The organism is Halomonas sp. 7T (assembly GCF_025643255.1).
In the GTDB taxonomy this organism is placed as follows: Bacteria; Pseudomonadota; Gammaproteobacteria; order Pseudomonadales; family Halomonadaceae; genus Vreelandella.
In genome coordinates this window covers 169664-185860 of record NZ_CP087112.1, presented here as the reverse complement: position 1 = coordinate 185860, position 16197 = coordinate 169664, and the positions used below count along the sequence as shown (strand labels likewise).

The window sequence follows — 16197 nt, the reverse complement described above, 5'->3', positions numbered from 1 at the left end:
CTGCACACTACTCGTTGCCGTTGCCCGCGTTCGCTATATAATCCTGCGCCCACTCACGCACCTCAGTATAAGCACGCTGCTCAAAGACCGCAAAGCCGTTCAGGCTGCGAGCTTTGAGCGGGGTAAACACCGGCATGGTCAAGCCACATAGAAAGTGCGCCAGCCGCTGGGCATTGGGCGGCTGGCTGAACTGTTCGGTGTGGCGCTCAATCAGCGGCGCGGCATAGCGCTGAAAATCGGCCGCCGTTAGCGTTGGCTCAGGCGGCGCATCCGGTAGTTTTACCGGGTGGCCGTAACATACCGAACAGTGCCCACAGCGGCCCTGCTCAGTCCGAAGCGGTGCATCGCGGGGCGCGTCAAATATGCTGTCACCAAAGGTACTATCACCAAAGTGTATGGCTAATCGCCGCGTGAGGCACGTTTCTGACTCAAACAGCGCCAGCATCGCTTGCAGCCGCTCAATTTCGATACGCTCACGATTGAGGCACTCGTCATAGAGCTGGCTCGCCAGCGTCTCAATGGCAAAACCGGGCTGACACACCTCATAAACATCAGTCATCCGCTTGCCTTCCAGTGTCAGCCAGCCTTTATCCTGAAAGTACTCAAGCGCAGTGATCACTCGGCCGCGGGAGGCGTCGATCTGCTGAGCTAGCCCCGCTTGGTGTAGACGCTCAAAATCCACCGTGCCCCAAGTGCGCGCAATAGGAATATTATCCACTAGCAAACGTACAAACGCCGCACGCTCGCCTTCAAAACGACCCACCAGCTCATTAGGCTTAAGATGATAGCGCAGCCGATACTCGGCTAGAAATGCATACCGTGGAGCGATAATGCCATGCATCTCCAGCCGCACCAGCAACGTTTTCAGTGGCAGCAGGCGGATATTGGTATCCCGGGAAAGCGTGTTGAGCAGCACTTCCCACTGGCGATCTGGCGCTTTGCCCGCGGTAGCGATCTCTTTCAGCAAACGGTAGATGCCCGCGTATTCGGGGGTATCGCCGTAAACAAAATTTTCTAGCACCCGCAGGCCATCCCGTCCGGCCATGGTCAGGCAGGTGGAGGGCTTGCCGTCGCGCCCCGCTCGACCAATCTCTTGACTGTAGTTCTCGATGGATTTGGGTAGGTCAAAGTGCACCACGTTACGGATATCGCCCTTATCAATACCCATGCCAAACGCAATGGTGGCCACGATACATGGGGACTCACCGCCCATAAATTGGCGCTGGATCTCATCGCGGCGGCCTGAATCTAGCCCTGCGTGGTAGGCCTGGGCGGCAATTCCCTGGGCCGCCAATGCCTTCGCCACCTGCTCGGCAGTTTGCTGCAGGGTCACGTAAATAATCGTCGGTGCTTCGCTACCCGGCTGCATCTGTGGCTTCAGCCAGTTAATCAGCTGCTGCTGGCGATCTTCCATGGCCGGTGCCACCAGCAGCTCAAGATTGGGACGGTAAAAGCCAGTGGTGATAACGTTATCCGGCGCAATGGCAAACTTCTCTCCCATATCAGCAATCACCGTGGGCGTTGCCGTGGCCGTCAGCAGTAGCACCTGTGGGATAGCGAAATCGCGCTGGTAGTCCGGCAGTTTGAGATAATCGGGACGGAAGTTATGCCCCCACTCGGAAAGGCAGTGGGCTTCATCCACCACTAAGAGCGATATCTGAACCTGGCGTAGAAAGTGGCGAAAGCGCTCGTTTTTGAGCCGCTCTACCGAGACCATGAGAATTTTTAGCTCGCCGCTTTTAGCCCGTTCCATGACCTCGCGCGTCGTCTCGCGGTCTTGGGTGGAATCAATGCTGGCGGCGGCCACGCCGTGGCGGGTTAGAAACGAAAGCTGATCCTGCATTAGCGCCAGCAGCGGAGACACCACCAGGGTTAAATGTGGCAGATGCAGCGCAGGCAACTGATAGCAAAGCGACTTCCCCGCGCCGGTGGCAAAAATCGCCGCTGTGGAGTGCCCCGCTAACACTCTTTCCACCACCGCCTGCTGGCCGCCGCGAAAGCCATCGAAACCGAATACGTCTTTCAGCGTTTGCTGGGGTGATGTAGAGCGCATAACAGATCCTGATTAAGAAAGCAGAGGCTTAAAACGCCTTTTCCAACGCAAAGCGCGGCTGTGTGCGGCCCTCTTTGGTGACGCTTTCGGTAAACATTGTCAGCGGGCGCACCCAGAGGCCGTAGTTGCCGTAGAGCGCACGATAGACCACCAGCGGCTCTTCGCTTTCGCTGTGCTGGGCGGTGCCCATCACTTCGTAAAGGTTGCCTTTGTAGTGGCGGTAAATGCCAGGGACCGGGGTGTTCATTCGCTTTCCTCGTCGGTTGTTTGTGTGGCGGCGGGCTGTTGCGCTTTTTTGGCCAGCCGCTCCAGCACTTTGGAGGCGGCCACGAAGCCAAAGGTGCCGGTGAGAAAGGTCGCCGCGCCAAACCCGGAAGCGCAGTCCAGCCGTGTAGCATCGCCACTGCCGGGCTTTTGCAGGCACACTTCGCCGTCGGCGCCGGGGTAGATCAGCTGCTCATCGGAGTAGACGCACTCCACCGAGAAGCGCCGTTTGGGGTTGCGGGAGAAACCGTAGTCGCGGCGCAGCCTGGAGCGCACCTTGGACAGCAGCGGGTCATGCTCAGTGCGGGTCAAATCCGCCACTTGAATGCGCGTGGGGTCGGTTTGCCCGCCCGCCGCGCCGGTGACGGTAATCGGGATTTTGCGCCGCTTGCACCAAGCGATCAGCGCGGCCTTGGCAATCACGCTGTCGATGGCATCCACCACATGATCGGCATCGTCGGGAATGCGCTCGGCCAGATTGGTGGGCGTGACGAAGGCGGTATCGGCGATAATCTCAATCTCAGGGGCTATCAGCCGGCAGCGGCTGGCCAGCACGTCAACCTTGGGCTGACCAATGGTGCCCTCCAGCGCGTGTAGCTGGCGGTTAACGTTTGACACACAGACGTCATCAAGATCGATCAGCGTGAGCTTGCCGATGCCCGAGCGCGCCAGCGCTTCCACCGTCCAACTACCCACCCCACCGACGCCTACGACAACGACGTGAGCCTGTCGAAATGTATCAAAAGCGCGCTGACCATAGAGGCGCCGAATTCCGCCAAAGCGGAAATTATAATCGTTGGAAGCGCCGCCAATCGCTGGCGAAGTGGTTGGCTCATTCAATGACATAACAGAAGGCTCATAGCGCTTTTAGCGCAGAAGGTGTGGTTTGTGGCGGTGTGCGCACGCTATCCAGCGGCAGATGTCCTGCCCAGCCCAGGTGATGAAACAGGGCGGTCATGGTGTCGTCTAAGGCGCAGCTTAATTGTACACGCTTAGCCAACACCGGATGATCGAAGGCTAAATATGTCGCGGCAAGCAGTAACCTTGAAGCGGCTAGTTGGTCGGCAAAAAAGCGGTTGTGGACACTTTTTCCGTGTTTGGCGTCACCAATGATCGGGTAGCCGCGGCGGGATAAGTGGCGGCGAATTTGGTGCCGTCGCCCGGTCAAGGGGCGCGCCTCCACCAGCGAGTAGCGCGCGACGGGGTAGCGGTCTACCTGCACCGGCAACTCAACGCTATCCAAGCGACGTATATCGGTCATCGCGGGCATTGCGGGCATTTCTGCCTTGGGGCGGGTGCCATCCTCTTCCCGTAGCGGATAATCCAAACGCTCGCTTTCTGGTGCTTTACCGCGTACCACCGCCAGGTAGCGCTTCTCTACCTGACGCTCGCTAAACCCTTCGCTAAGCAGACCGGCCGACTCGGAGGAGAGGCCAAACACAATGACGCCCGAGGTCGGACGATCCAGCCGATGGACAGGATATACGCGTTTGCCCAACTGATCCCGCAAACGCTGGAGTAAAAATTCAGTTTCACCACGCGCCAACGCCGAGCGATGCACCAAAAGCCCAGATGGCTTATGCACCGCAACAAGATACTCATCCTGATAGAGGATGTTGAGTGGCGTCATAACGCTCCCCGGTAAAGGCTAACTATCAAAACAGGGCGCTATTGTCGCGACTTGGCCGTGAGATGTCATCTGTTACGCAATTGAGAATGACTTTCACAAAATATTAGTTATGTTATAAAATAACTTATTTAACTCAACAGGAGCCCCTTAATGAAGAATGCTTTGGCCGCAGGAATTACACTACTGCTCGCATCGACTACCTGGGCCGCTGATCATCGTCTAGATATCGTTGCCCCCTGGGAAATAAAAAGCGCAGACCCTGCCACCTCGGGGCACGTATTCAGCCGCATGCGGGTGGCCGAAACGCTAGTAGACACTGACAACCAGGGCCAACTGACAGCAGGCTTGGCAAGCGCTTGGGACGTTTCTGAAGATGGCCTTCAATGGCACTTTACGCTTCAGGAGGGGGCACAGTTTCACGATGGCACGCCTGTCTCAGCCATGGCGGTGGTCAAAAGTCTTGAAGCTGCACTGGCAAAACCAGGCATCTTAGATAGCGCACCTATCAGCCGAGTCCATGCAAATGACAGCACCGTCATCATTGAGCTTGAAAGCCCTTTCTCACCCATGCCAGCACTGCTCGCTCATTCAACAACGTTAATATTGGCAAAGGCGTCCTTCGCTGAAAGCGGAGAAGTCGTCCAGATGATCGGCAGTGGGCCCTATCAAGTTGACCAACTAAGCCCGCCACAACGTATGACCGTTACCCGCTTTGACGATTACTGGGGCGGCACGCCAGCTATTAGCAGTGCCAGCTACTTGGCGGTTAGCCGGGGCGAAACTCGCGCATTAATGGCAGAAAGCGGCGATGCTGATATCGTCTTTACCCTTGACCCGGCAAGCCACGCGCGCTTAAGCCGCAACGCTAAGCTGTCCCTGCATAGCGAACCGCTGCCGCGCACAATTATGCTTAAGCTCAATGCTAGCCACCCGTTTTTAGATGACCACCGTGCTCGCCAAGCCCTGAGCATGGCGATCGACCGTGTAGGCATTGCAGCAGGCTTGCTGCGAGCACCTGAGTCCGCCGCTGCAGAGCTGTTTCCTGAAAGTCTTGGCCCTTGGCATCTAGGCTTGGCTCCCGGCAACGCCCAAGATATTGATGCCGCCAAGGCGTTGCTGAGCGAGCTAGGCTGGGAAATAGGCAATCAAAGTTTATTAGAACGAGATGGTCAGACCTTCCAACTAACGCTGCATACCTACTCTGATCGACCTGAACTTCCCGTGGTCGCCACCGCGCTGCAGAGCCAATGGCGTGAGATAGGCATTGCTCTTGAAGTCGCGGTGGGTAACGCCAGTGCAATACCCTCCGGCCACCATGATGATAGCTTAGAGGTCGGGCTGGTGGGCCGTAATTACGGATTAGTGCCTAATCCACTAGGTTCGCTATTGGATGACATCGGCTATGACCCGGAAGGCATGGGCGGCGACTGGGGGACCATGAATTGGCGTGATGATGACGTGGCTCAGTGGTTGAATGAACTTCGTCAATCCACCGATGAGCAGGCGCTAAACGACTTAGCACCGCTAGTAGCGGAACGCTTACATCAAGAAATGCCGCTGATTCCCGTGGCCTGGTACCAACAAACTGCCGCGGTGAGTCACGCCGTTGAAGGTTTCTCCATCGACCCGTTAGAGCGTAGCTACCGTATAGATCAACTGGAGTGGGCTGAATGACCTCTCGCGCAAGCCATGGCCTTGGCCGCCTGCTGCTATCGCGACTTTTTCAGGCCGGGTTAGTCGCCTGGTTGGTCGGTACGTTAACGTTCATTTTAACCCGCAGCTTGCCCGGCGATATGGCCTACCGTATCGCTGCTGGTAGGTACGGTCATGACATGGTGGATGGCGCCGCCGCAGAAACCGTACGAGCAGAGTTAGCGCTGGATCAACCTGCTGCCAGCGCCTATTTCAGCTGGCTTTGGGACTTATTACAGCTGGACTTAGGCCGCTCTTTGGTCAGCGGAACGCCCGTTATCCAGGAACTTTCCCACCAGCTAGGCCATTCGTTAAGTCTCGCCATTATGGCGGTTTTACTGTCGTTGCTGATCGGCCCGCCGTTAGGTTTGGTGGCAGGCCTAAAGCCCCATGGTGCGCTTGACCGGTTGAGCGAAGTCGCTGCCAACGTGCTGCGGGCGCTGCCTCCGTTTGCCGTTGGGCTGCTGTTAATCATGCTATTTGCCGTCTCCTTAGGCTGGCTACCCGTCGCCGGTCATGGGAGCGCCCTGCATAACCTACTGCCTGCACTAACGCTTGCACTTGGCCTTGCCGCTGTTTCAAGCCGTGTGGCACGCAACGCGATGGCCGATGTTTCTCACTCTGCTTATTACGCGTTCTCACGCACCAAAGGGTTAAATGAGCGCCAAAGCTTTATGCGTCACGGCCTGCGTAATGCTGCGGTGCCCGTGGTGGCCTACTTGGGCGTGCAATTCGTTTATCTGATTGAAGGTGTGGTGGTGGTGGAAACTTTATTTGCCTGGCCTGGTATTGGACATGCGTTAGTCCATGCGATTGTTGCTCGCGACGTGCCGATGATCCAGGGCACAGCACTGGTGATGGGGCTGCTGTTTGTCATGTTGAATACTACGGTAGACATCGCCTGCCACTTTCTTGACCCAAGGAGGCGCCAGGCGTGATTACCAATACTTCACGTTTTTCATCCCGCGTCGTGCTACCCAAGCTCTCCCAGCGCCAATGCTTGGGGGCTGCCATGCTCGCCTTTCTACTCACGTTTGCTTGGCTAGTGCCGTGGTTATTCGACGCTGATCCGGCCCGCCAGCAGCTTACGCGCATTCTGCAAACGCCCTCTCTGGCGGAACCTTTTGGTACTGATCATTTAGGACGCAGTATGCTGGCTCGCCTTGCTGCAGCTATTCGCCTCTCACTGGGGATGGCTTTATTGAGCGTTACCACTGCGGCCATTCCGGGGGTGTTGTTGGGGGTTGTAGCAGGTTGGCGGGGCGGCTGGAGCGACCGGTTATTGGGTAGCGTGGCCGATGCCTGTTTAGCACTGCCTGGCCTGCTACTGGTCTTGTTGTTAGTCGCCATTGCGCCGGGTAACTTCTGGGCGCTCTACGTCGGCATCTCGCTCGTGCTATGGATTGAGTACTTCCGCGTGGTGCGTGCCCGTACTCAAGCGCTGGTAGCGACACCACAAATTGAAGCGAGTCGCCTACTTGGCTTTGGGCCCGTGATGCTTTTTCGCCGGCATTTATGGCCTGAGTTAGCCCCGCAGGTATTCACCCTGGCGGCATTTGGCGCGGCCAGCGCGATTCTGGCGATGGCCGCGTTAGGGTTTGTCAGCGTTGGGCTGCGCCCACCTACTGCCGAGCTGGGGCTGATGATGATTGAGCTGCTGCCCTACTATCACGAAGCTCCTTGGGCGATGGCACAGCCTATTATCGTGCTGTTTGTGGTAGTGATGAGCTTAAACCTGCTAGCAGGGAAGGATCCGCGATGACGTCTATGACCGCCATAATGCCCAAAACACAGACAACCTCATTACTTAGCGTCAAAGCGCTCACGATTGAGGGCGATGGTGTAACGATTGCGCCGGTTTCCTTTTCGCTGGCCGCCGGAGAACGCCTAACCCTACTGGGGGAAACGGGTTCTGGCAAAAGTCTAATCGCCCAGGCCGTCATGGGCACACTGCCCAAAGGGTTAACTGCCAAAGGGCAATTGACTATTTCAGGCCAGGATTTGGAAGCGGCAAACAGTTCCTCACGGCGGGCCCTTTGGGGCCGCACTCTGGCGCTGCTCCCCCAAGAACCCTGGCATGCGTTAGACCCTACCATGCGTGCTCTTCACCAAGTGGCTGAAACACATCATATTGTGGCAGGCAGAACAAAGAAAGCCGCGACGGCTGCTGCACGGAGCGACTTATCCACCTTAGGCCTTGAGCAGGCGTTGCATAAATTACCTGGCGAGCTTTCTGGTGGCATGGCGCAACGTGTGGCGTTTGCCGCGGCGAGTGCGGCAGGTGCGCCAATCGTGATAGCCGACGAACCGACCAAAGGGCTGGACGCCCCTCGGCGGGACGAAGTCGTCGAACTGCTGGCCAAAACCCCGAATAACGGCGGAGCACTGCTGACCATCACACACGATATTGATGTCGCTCGGCGCTTGGGGGGCGAGGTGATTATTCTTCGCAAAGGAAAAGTAGTTGAGCGCGGCCCTGCCGAGCAGCTACTTAATCAGCCACAGACGGAGTACGCCAATCGGCTCCTGGGGGCTGAACCGAGCCGCTGGACCGCCCCGCCGCCATTCACCCATCAAAAGAGCGCTCCGGTAGTTAGCGCCAGTGGACTAAGCATGGCACGTGGAGGGCGTGAGCTATTTAGCGGATTAGAGGTGTCAGTGCGTCCTGGTGAAATTGTTGGTGTTGTTGGCCCATCCGGCTGCGGCAAAAGCACCCTGGGCGATATACTTTTAGGCGTCACTAAACCCAGCCGTGGGCGCATAGCATACGGCAGTAACATGCCTAAACTGGGCCGCCAGAAACTCTACCAAGACCCTCCTGCTGCTTTTTCTCCCCATTGGACACTGCGCCAGCTGCTTAAAGATCTACGCCAACGCCATCAGTTAGACCTGAATGCCGTTGCGCCATTAATGACGCGATTAGGCCTTGATGAGCGTCTACTGACGCGGCGTCCTGGCGAAATTTCTGGCGGTGAACTCCAGCGCTTTGCGATCCTAAGGGTGCTGCTGCTAAAACCGCATTTCCTGTTTGCGGATGAGCCCACTTCGCGGCTCGATCCGGTGACGCAACAACATACGCTAGGCCTGCTCATCGAGCTTGCGCGAGAGCAGGCCTGCGCCGTGATGCTGGTTAGTCACGATCCATCACTGATCGCGAAGGTATGCGACCGGCAACTGACGTTGGCGGTGTAGGCAACCGGCAGCTACCTTAAATAAGCAACGTAAAATCGCGCTCCATGGATTAGGAAGGAGAAGTGTTTATGCGCTATTCAACACCACTTACCGCCATTGCTGCCTCGTTACTGCTCGCTACGTCAGCAGCGCACGCTAATGAAAAGCTTGAAGTGGAAATGAATAAAGTCAGCTCTGACGGTATTGAAGACGCCATTGGTAGCGTCTCTATTGAGCACACAGAGCACGGCTTACTGCTGACCCCTTCACTAAGCGGACTTGAACCGGGAGTGTATGGCTTCCACGTACACCAAAACGCCAGCTGCGAACCTGCTGAAAATGATGCCGGCGAAATGACCGCAGCCCAGGCGGCAGGTGGTCATTATGACCCTGAGAATACCGACACACACCAAGGGCCTTACAGTAATGGCCATTTAGGTGACCTGCCTGTCTTAACAGTGAACGAAGATGGCGAAGCCAACCTTCCGGTTTTGGCACCTCGCCTAAGTATGGAGGATATGCCAGGTCGAAGCCTGATGATTCACGCCGGGGGAGATACCTACGCCGATGAGCCCCATCTAGGCGGTGGCGGCGCCCGCATGGTGTGTGGTGTTGTAGAGTCGTGAGTCGTTAAGTGACACAGCGATAAAAAATCAGCAGGTCCCTTAGCAATACAATAAACGGGCAGCCAAAGGCTGCCCGTTTATTACACTTTAGTTTATCGGTCGGCTAACCCTGCACCTTGGCATAAGCCTTTCTTAAAAGTGGTAACGTGCGCCAGTTAACCAGTACACATCCTCTGATAACCCGCTAACGCCAGCGGGTTTCGGAGCGTCACTTTCAGCCAGCTCCATAAACACATCAAAGGCACGCGTAACTTTATAATAGGCACCCGCAGCCCAGGCATTGCTGTTAGCTTCATTATCTCGGTTTACGTGATAATAGTCAGCGGTGAACGCCCAAGGCCCGGTGGTGTAGGTGCCTCCTACTCCGATAGTTTCAAAACCTCCCCCAAAACGAGTGCTGCTATCTTGGGTCTCAAAGCCCAAACGAGCTACAAATTGATCTGTGAATGCATAAGACCCTATAAGGCCATAAAGCATCTCACCGTTACCCTTCCCTCGCACTTTATCCGCTACCGCGCCAAGACCAAGGGTGAGAGGACCTTGTTTATATTGAATCCCTCCCTGTGTAGCTACCTCGCTGCCTTCATTACGCTGCTCCTCGACTGACAGGCCTCGTTCGCTGTAATGCTTTAATTGAATGAAAGAGGTAAAGCCATTGAGCTCGGGTGTGTAGTAACCAATTGAATCGCCACGCGACTGAATGCCTGTCGAATTGAAGAGCAAGCCTCTATCGAGGTAAACATCAAACGGCGCTGATACAAACTGAGAGTAAAGGCTATCGAAATTGCCCGCCTGTAGCGTACCGAAACGCTCGCTCGCCAATCCTATGTAGCTTTGGCGAGTTTCACTAAAACCTGCCTCCGCTTGGTTCTCATCACTCCTAAAGCGCCACTCAAGTCGCCCAAAGGCCGTTAAGTCATCGTTAATGGCGTGGCTCATGCGAAAGCCCAGTCGAGAGTATACATCTTTAAACTCAACGCCATTATCCACCTGGCTGCCTGTCCTATCAAACTCCGCGCCACCCCCGGAGAACCCCATAGCAATGCGCCCATAAATATCGAGCTTTGTTCCAGCTTGGTCATAAATCGGCGTAGCCTGCGCAGAGGTTGCCCACAACACACCAACCGCCGCAGCGGCCATTCGCACTGCCCTCATTTCCGACACCTTCTTTGTTAATGTATTAATAGAAGTCTGCTAACACCAAAAATAATATTATAACATAACAAAATGGCTATTTAAGTCAGTTGTTTCAAAGGTTGTGAATGGGAAACGCTTATGAAGGACAGACATTAGAAAAGCAAAACGGGCAGCCAAAAGGCTGCCCGTTTGTTACTTAAACCGAGAGAGTTACTCTTCGTCGGTCGCCAGCTGCATGTGCTTTTGCAGGTAATTTTGAATACCTACTTTATCAATCAAGCCAAGCTGCGTTTCGATATGATCGATATGACCTTCTTCATCGGCTAGCAGATCGCGCAACAGATCACGCGTTACGTAATCCTTGACGCTTTCACAGTAAGTGATCGCTTCGATGTAGTCTTTACGTCCGTCATGCTCGATTTTTAGATCACTTTCTAGCATTTCTTGGACGTTTTCGCCGATGTGAAGCTTACCTAGATCTTGAAGATTAGGAATGCCTTCAAGAAACAGGATGCGCTCGATCAGCTTGTCGGCGTGCTGCATCTCTTCAATGGATTCGTCATATTCCCACTTTGCAAGCTCTTTAAAGCCCCAATCCTTGTACATTTTGGCATGCAAAAAGTACTGGTTGATCGCTACCAGTTCGTTGCCGAGGGCGATATTGAGATGCTGAATAACCTTGGGATCACCTTTCATGCCGTCACCTTTCTTAGTGTGCAATTACTATGCTTTTAAAGACTACACTCTAAAAGACTATGCTCTTGATTACGCTAATTAAAGAGTATAGGCCATAAAAAAGCGTACTCCCAGCGCTACAAGGAGTATATAGAAAGTGACTAAAAACTCAAAAGAATCATATATTTGCTAACAAAAACCATAACAAGAGTGATTCGCGTCATACTGCGTAAGCGAGACTCATATCGGCGTCGCAGCGCGCTTCTTGCACTGCCTCTCGGGTAAGCGTCTTAGCGAAGCAAGCGCATTTGCCGCACTGGGTAGCGCAGCCGGTAGCTTCACGTACTTCTCTCCAGCTGCGCGCTCCGTCGCTAACCTGCTGGCGAATTTGATGGTCGGTAACTCCCTTGCACACGCATACGTACATGGCGACACCTCATAAAAGTCATGAGGCAAATGTAAATGATTCGCATACATCTTTTCAAGTAGAAAACGTTGCTCTTTAGTATCGATTCGCCTTCAGCCGAACAAGGGACTCGCCAACCGCTTGTTTGGACGATTATTTTCACATCTACCGGCGCAAAATTATTTTTTAGGCAGCACTACAGTTTCAGTCTTGGAAGCGATATCGGGCCAGCTTCTGCGCTGTCCATCAAATAGCACCCACCAATAGCCAATGCCGAAGGCCGCGAGGGAGAGCCACGCGGTCGCACAGCGAATCAGGCTCTGCTTCAACGTAATTGCATGGCCGTCCGGCGTTTGTACCCGCAACCGCCACGCCTGCATGCCCAGCGTCATCCCCCCTCGACGCCAGGAGTAAATGAAAAACAGCGTGACAAAAAATAGCAACATAAGCCGCAGGCTCCAGATATCGAAAGGCGTCGTTCCAATTTCTTCGGCCTGCTGTCCTAGCGCCAACCGAAAAAATGCCAGATGCGCGACCGTCACCGCTATCCAAATAGCCGTCACTAAAAAGCCGTCGTAGAGCATAGCGCCTAAGCGGCGACCCAGCCCGGCAGGCCAAACGTCGTCTAACTGGCTAAAGCGTCGCGTATTTGTCACTGCTGTTTCCTCTTCATTAACCGCTGCACCGCCACTAGCCATTGCGGCGCAGGAAGTAGATCCCCACCACAGCGCAGGCAAGTGTGGGTACCAATACGGCCCAGACGGGTGAAAAACCAAAAATTGTTGACGCCGGTGCTAACAGGTCTTGTACGTACTTAAAGATCAACCCGGTTACCACTCCATAGAACACCCTGGTCCCTGCCGCTACCGTTCTTAAGGGGCCAAAAACAAAGGAAGCCGCAATCAATACTAAAGAGCCCATCGTGAGTGGCATCAGCATTTTTTGCCAAAAGTAGAGCAGCGGCTGATCGGCCTGTAACCCCTGACTTTCCAAGAAGTTGGCGTAAGCCCAAAGCTCACTGGGCGATTGGCTCTCGATATCACGCAGAAGGCGCTCTAGCTGGGTTGGGGTAAAGGCTGTCTCCCATCGAGCCTGTGCCTGAAACCCTGACGCGGTGCGATCATCAAAAATATGGGTGGTTGTAATGTTTTCTAACTGCCATTCCCCCCCTTCCCAGTTAGCACGCTGGGCATGAGTCGCTTCAACAAGGCGGCGTTCGTCGAAGCGATAGCGGGTTAAATCCAGCACAACGTTGTCTGCTCGGATAGCACCAAAGCGATACACACTATCACCCTCAAATTGCCACCCGCTGCGGCTGGTGAGCATGGCCCCTTCACCTTGGCGCTGCTCTAAACGCCAGGCTTCGGCGTATTGCTCGGTTCGCGGGCTGATAAATTCCGCTACCAGCAGTACCACCACCACCACAAGCAGCACGGGCTTCATCACGCCCCACACAATGCGTGCTAAAGAGCGGCCAGCCGCACGCATCACGGTCAACTCGTTACTTGACGCCATACTCCCCAAGCCAATCAACGCGCCAATGAGTACCGCGACCGGCGCATATTGATAAAAACGCCAGGGTAAGCGCATCCCTAAATAGAGCAGCACATCGAGGGCGGTATAGTCCCCCTGGGTATCGCTTAAATCACCGATATAAGCAATGGTGATGTCCAGACCTAACAGCACAATCTGCACCACAACAATGGCGGCTAGTACATTACGAGCGATATAGCGATCCAAACGATCGAACACCATTTAGCGCATCCCCTTACGTTGTGAGTGCCAAAGCAGGAGACAGCCAAGCCCCAGGAACAGCGCGTGCACTGGCCACACGCCAATGGTGGCTGATAAGGAGCCGCTGCCAATCGCGTCGACGGCAGCCAATAGCAGACTCAAATAGGCAACATAGATAAATACCGCCGGCAATAATTTGGCAAAGCGTCCTTGGCGGGGGTTAACACGGGCGAGCGGTTGAGCAAGCAGCGCTAAGATGAATACCATGAGCGGCAGGCCCGTTCGCCACTGAAACTGCGCCTGAGCGCGCGGGTCAGGATCACTCCATAGCTCAAAGGTAGTGGCGTACTCCAGTGAGTCTAGCTCCTGTCGGCTGCGGCTCAGCCCTAAGCGAAGCGTGTAGCGTTCAAAGGTTAAACGTTCGGCGTCATTGCGTCCTGGCGTCACGCCATAGCGCTCACCCTCTTCCAGCACCAAAAAACGGCTGCCGGTGGCTAAGTTTGTTTCCTGATAACCAGCACCGGCGCGGGTCACGTAGCTATGGGTAATTTCTGCATGGGGCTGCGCCTGCTCATGCACCAGTACATCCTGCATTTGCGTACCATCGCTACTAAAATCTTTGATATATGCAGTCCGCCCACCGCCAAAGTCTTGAAAGCGCCCCGGCGCTAACACGGACACATCCAGTCGGCTGCGCTGCTCTTCCAAGGTGGCTTCAGTTAGCAGTGCCCCAGTGGGTGTTAACCACAGGCTACACACCCCAACCAACACGGCGACCACGGAAGCAGGCAGCAGCGTTACCCGCAACAGCCGCGTGGGGCTCATACCGCAGGCTACCATCACGGTAATTTCGCTGTTCATGTAAAGCTGACCGTAGGCCAGCAAGATGCCTAGAAAAAACGACAGCGGCAGAATCAGCTCCATAAACCCCGGCAGATGGAAGACCATTAAACTGCCCAGAATCGTTACGGGAATATCGCCCTCTGCTGCATCAGAGAAGTAGCGAATAAAGCGACTGCCCATAATGACCAACAAAAGAATTCCGGCCACAGCCGACATGGTCAGTAGCACTTCACGAGTTAAGTACCGAAATAAAATCAACGCACTCTCCGGCTAAAGATGCAGGTTGCCATGCAATGCGCCCATGGCTTGGGTACACTAATCCAACTATTATCAAACCCTAATAACGGGGCATTATCCCGAATCACTTGATGCTTGTCTTGTTGGAGACGTCATGGAATTTTCCGCTCAAACCGCGAACCCAGCCAAAGCCGAAACGGCTTGCCTCGTTCTCCCCGTATTTAAAGGTAGTGATTTATTGCCTGCCGCCGCCAAATTAGACGATGCCAGTGAGCGGCTGATTGGCCAACTTCTGGAGCGCGGCGACTTCGATGCCGCCCTCGGCAATGTGCAACTTATCCCCTTTGCACCCGGTTTAGGCGCTGAACGCTTGCTGCTGGTAGGCCTGGGTAAGCGCGAAAAATGTCAAGAAACGGCGTTTATTAAAGCCCTGGACGCGGCAATGACGGCGCTGGTGAAACTGCCTATCGATGAAGCCTGCATCGCCTTTACCGATGTGCCCCTCGAAGATCGTGACATAACCTGGAAAGCACGCAAAACCCTTGAGGCTGCCGAGCGAGCAATTTATCGCTTTGACCAGTTCAAATCATCGCCTCAGCTTCCCATAAGCTTGGCAACGTTACATCTTATTATTAGTGACGCCGATGCCGCGCCCATGGCCAAGCAGGGCGCGGCGCTAGGCACCGCTATTGGCCAGGGCATCAATCTTACGCGCACGCTGGGCAACCTGCCGGGCAATGTGTGTACGCCGCGCTATTTAGCCGAGCAAGCCGAGCAGCTGGGCCGCGACTCCCAAGGCGCGCTTGAAGTCGACATTTTAGATGAAGAGGCGCTAGAAGCCCTCGGTGCGCACTCGCTACTCTCTGTTGGACGGGGCAGCCAAGAGCCATCGCGGCTGATTGTGATGAAATATCAAGGCGCGGAAAACCCGAAAGAAGCGCCTCATGTCCTAGTGGGCAAAGGCATCACCTTCGATACCGGCGGTATTTCGCTGAAGCCCGGCGAAGGCATGGATGAAATGAAATTCGACATGGGCGGGGCAGCGAGCGTATTTGGCACCGTAAAATCCGTGCTCGCCATCAAACCCAAGCTGAACGTGGTCTTTATTGTTGCCGCTGCTGAAAACATGCCTGACGGCGCTGCTACTAAGCCCGGTGACATCATCAAAACCCTCAAAGGGTTAACAGTTGAAGTGCTCAACACCGATGCTGAAGGTCGCCTAGTGCTGTGCGATGCGCTGACCTACGCGGAGCGTTTTACCCCAGCAAGCGTCATTGATATTGCCACCCTAACCGGCGCGGTCATTGTTGGCCTTGGCCACCACGCAACGGGCCTGCTCTCCAATGATGACGACCTAGCGCTTGACCTGTTAGACGCAGGCGAAGCCGCTTGGGATCGCGCTTGGCACCTGCCGCTATGGGATGAGTATCAGGAGCAGCTAGACTCTAACTTCGCCGATCTCGCCAACATCGGTGGCCGCCCGGCGGGCACGATTACCGCCGCCTGCTTCTTATCGCGCTTTGCCGACCGTTTCCCGTGGGCGCACCTCGATATCGCCGGCACCGCCTGGCACTCTGGCAAGCAAAAAGGTGCCACCGGTCGTCCGGTCGGGCTGCTAACTCAGTACCTGCTGGATCGTGAAGCCGACGCCCAAGTAGAAAATAGCGACACCAAATAACACCACGAGACGATCAACGGTTGCCTTTCGTTGACGTAAACGTTACATCTA

General features: G+C 55.0%; 16 protein-coding genes. 6 read left to right on the top strand and 10 right to left on the bottom strand.

What is annotated here, in order from left to right; translation table 11 throughout:
- Nucleotides 1–7: 7 nt before the first annotated feature.
- The 4 genes from LOS15_RS00885 to LOS15_RS00870 are packed head-to-tail and all read right to left on the bottom strand — an operon-like array spanning nucleotide 8 to nucleotide 3947.
- Nucleotides 8–2053: an ATP-dependent DNA helicase RecQ gene (locus LOS15_RS00885; protein ID WP_263067481.1), complete on the bottom strand. Its 2046-nt coding sequence runs from the start codon at nucleotides 2051–2053 to the stop codon at nucleotides 8–10.
- 28 nt (nucleotides 2054–2081) lie between these two features.
- The gene (locus LOS15_RS00880; protein ID WP_263067480.1) at nucleotides 2082–2300 is read right to left on the bottom strand and encodes a DUF1653 domain-containing protein; all 219 of its coding nucleotides are present in this window, start codon (nucleotides 2298–2300) and stop codon (nucleotides 2082–2084) included.
- Nucleotides 2297–3163: a tRNA cyclic N6-threonylcarbamoyladenosine(37) synthase TcdA gene (gene tcdA / locus LOS15_RS00875; RefSeq protein ID WP_263067479.1), complete on the bottom strand. Its 867-nt coding sequence runs from the start codon at nucleotides 3161–3163 to the stop codon at nucleotides 2297–2299. Before tcdA ends, LOS15_RS00880 begins: the two co-directional genes overlap by 4 nt.
- Nucleotides 3164–3173: 10 nt before the next feature.
- Complete coding sequence (locus LOS15_RS00870) at nucleotides 3174–3947, bottom strand: pseudouridine synthase (RefSeq protein ID WP_263067477.1); 774 nt, start codon at nucleotides 3945–3947, stop codon at nucleotides 3174–3176.
- 150 nt (nucleotides 3948–4097) lie between these two features.
- Between LOS15_RS00870 and LOS15_RS00865 the strand changes: the two genes are divergently transcribed.
- From LOS15_RS00865 to sodC, 5 genes are all read left to right on the top strand, one after another.
- Nucleotides 4098–5621 (top strand): ABC transporter substrate-binding protein, encoded by a 1524-nt coding sequence (locus LOS15_RS00865; RefSeq protein ID WP_263067476.1) that lies wholly within the window; start codon nucleotides 4098–4100, stop codon nucleotides 5619–5621.
- A complete protein-coding gene (locus LOS15_RS00860; RefSeq protein ID WP_263067475.1) occupies nucleotides 5618–6577 on the top strand; it encodes an ABC transporter permease in 960 nt (319 codons plus the stop codon). Before LOS15_RS00865 ends, LOS15_RS00860 begins: the two co-directional genes overlap by 4 nt.
- A complete protein-coding gene (locus tag LOS15_RS00855; RefSeq protein ID WP_263067473.1) occupies nucleotides 6574–7401 on the top strand; it encodes an ABC transporter permease in 828 nt (275 codons plus the stop codon). The genes LOS15_RS00860 and LOS15_RS00855 overlap by 4 nt, the downstream gene beginning before the upstream one ends.
- The gene (locus LOS15_RS00850; protein ID WP_263067472.1) at nucleotides 7398–8831 is read left to right on the top strand and encodes an ABC transporter ATP-binding protein; all 1434 of its coding nucleotides are present in this window, start codon (nucleotides 7398–7400) and stop codon (nucleotides 8829–8831) included. The genes LOS15_RS00855 and LOS15_RS00850 overlap by 4 nt, the downstream gene beginning before the upstream one ends.
- A gap of 68 nt (nucleotides 8832–8899) precedes the next feature.
- Complete coding sequence (sodC, locus tag LOS15_RS00845; RefSeq protein WP_263067471.1) at nucleotides 8900–9436, top strand: superoxide dismutase [Cu-Zn] SodC; 537 nt, start codon at nucleotides 8900–8902, stop codon at nucleotides 9434–9436.
- A gap of 132 nt (nucleotides 9437–9568) precedes the next feature.
- Here the strand turns inward: sodC and LOS15_RS00840 are convergent, their stop codons facing one another.
- The 6 genes from LOS15_RS00840 to lptF form a co-directional block, all read right to left on the bottom strand.
- Complete coding sequence (locus LOS15_RS00840) at nucleotides 9569–10591, bottom strand: porin (protein ID WP_263067469.1); 1023 nt, start codon at nucleotides 10589–10591, stop codon at nucleotides 9569–9571.
- 192 nt (nucleotides 10592–10783) lie between these two features.
- A complete protein-coding gene (gene bfr / locus LOS15_RS00835) occupies nucleotides 10784–11269 on the bottom strand; it encodes a bacterioferritin (RefSeq protein ID WP_263067467.1) in 486 nt (161 codons plus the stop codon).
- Nucleotides 11270–11468: 199 nt separating this feature from the next.
- Nucleotides 11469–11675: a (2Fe-2S)-binding protein gene (locus LOS15_RS00830; RefSeq protein WP_263067466.1), complete on the bottom strand. Its 207-nt coding sequence runs from the start codon at nucleotides 11673–11675 to the stop codon at nucleotides 11469–11471.
- 158 nt (nucleotides 11676–11833) lie between these two features.
- Entirely contained in the window at nucleotides 11834–12352 is a 519-nt protein-coding gene (locus LOS15_RS00825) for an RDD family protein (RefSeq protein WP_263067465.1), read from the bottom strand.
- Entirely contained in the window at nucleotides 12345–13409 is a 1065-nt protein-coding gene (gene lptG / locus LOS15_RS00820) for an LPS export ABC transporter permease LptG (RefSeq protein WP_263067464.1), read from the bottom strand. The genes LOS15_RS00825 and lptG overlap by 8 nt, the downstream gene beginning before the upstream one ends.
- Nucleotides 13410–14489 (bottom strand): LPS export ABC transporter permease LptF, encoded by a 1080-nt coding sequence (gene lptF, locus LOS15_RS00815; RefSeq protein WP_263067463.1) that lies wholly within the window; start codon nucleotides 14487–14489, stop codon nucleotides 13410–13412. It lies immediately after the preceding gene.
- A 133-nt stretch (nucleotides 14490–14622) separates the two neighbouring features.
- Between lptF and LOS15_RS00810 the strand changes: the two genes are divergently transcribed.
- Complete coding sequence (locus tag LOS15_RS00810) at nucleotides 14623–16146, top strand: leucyl aminopeptidase (protein ID WP_263067462.1); 1524 nt, start codon at nucleotides 14623–14625, stop codon at nucleotides 16144–16146.
- Nucleotides 16147–16197: the final 51 nt, after the last annotated feature.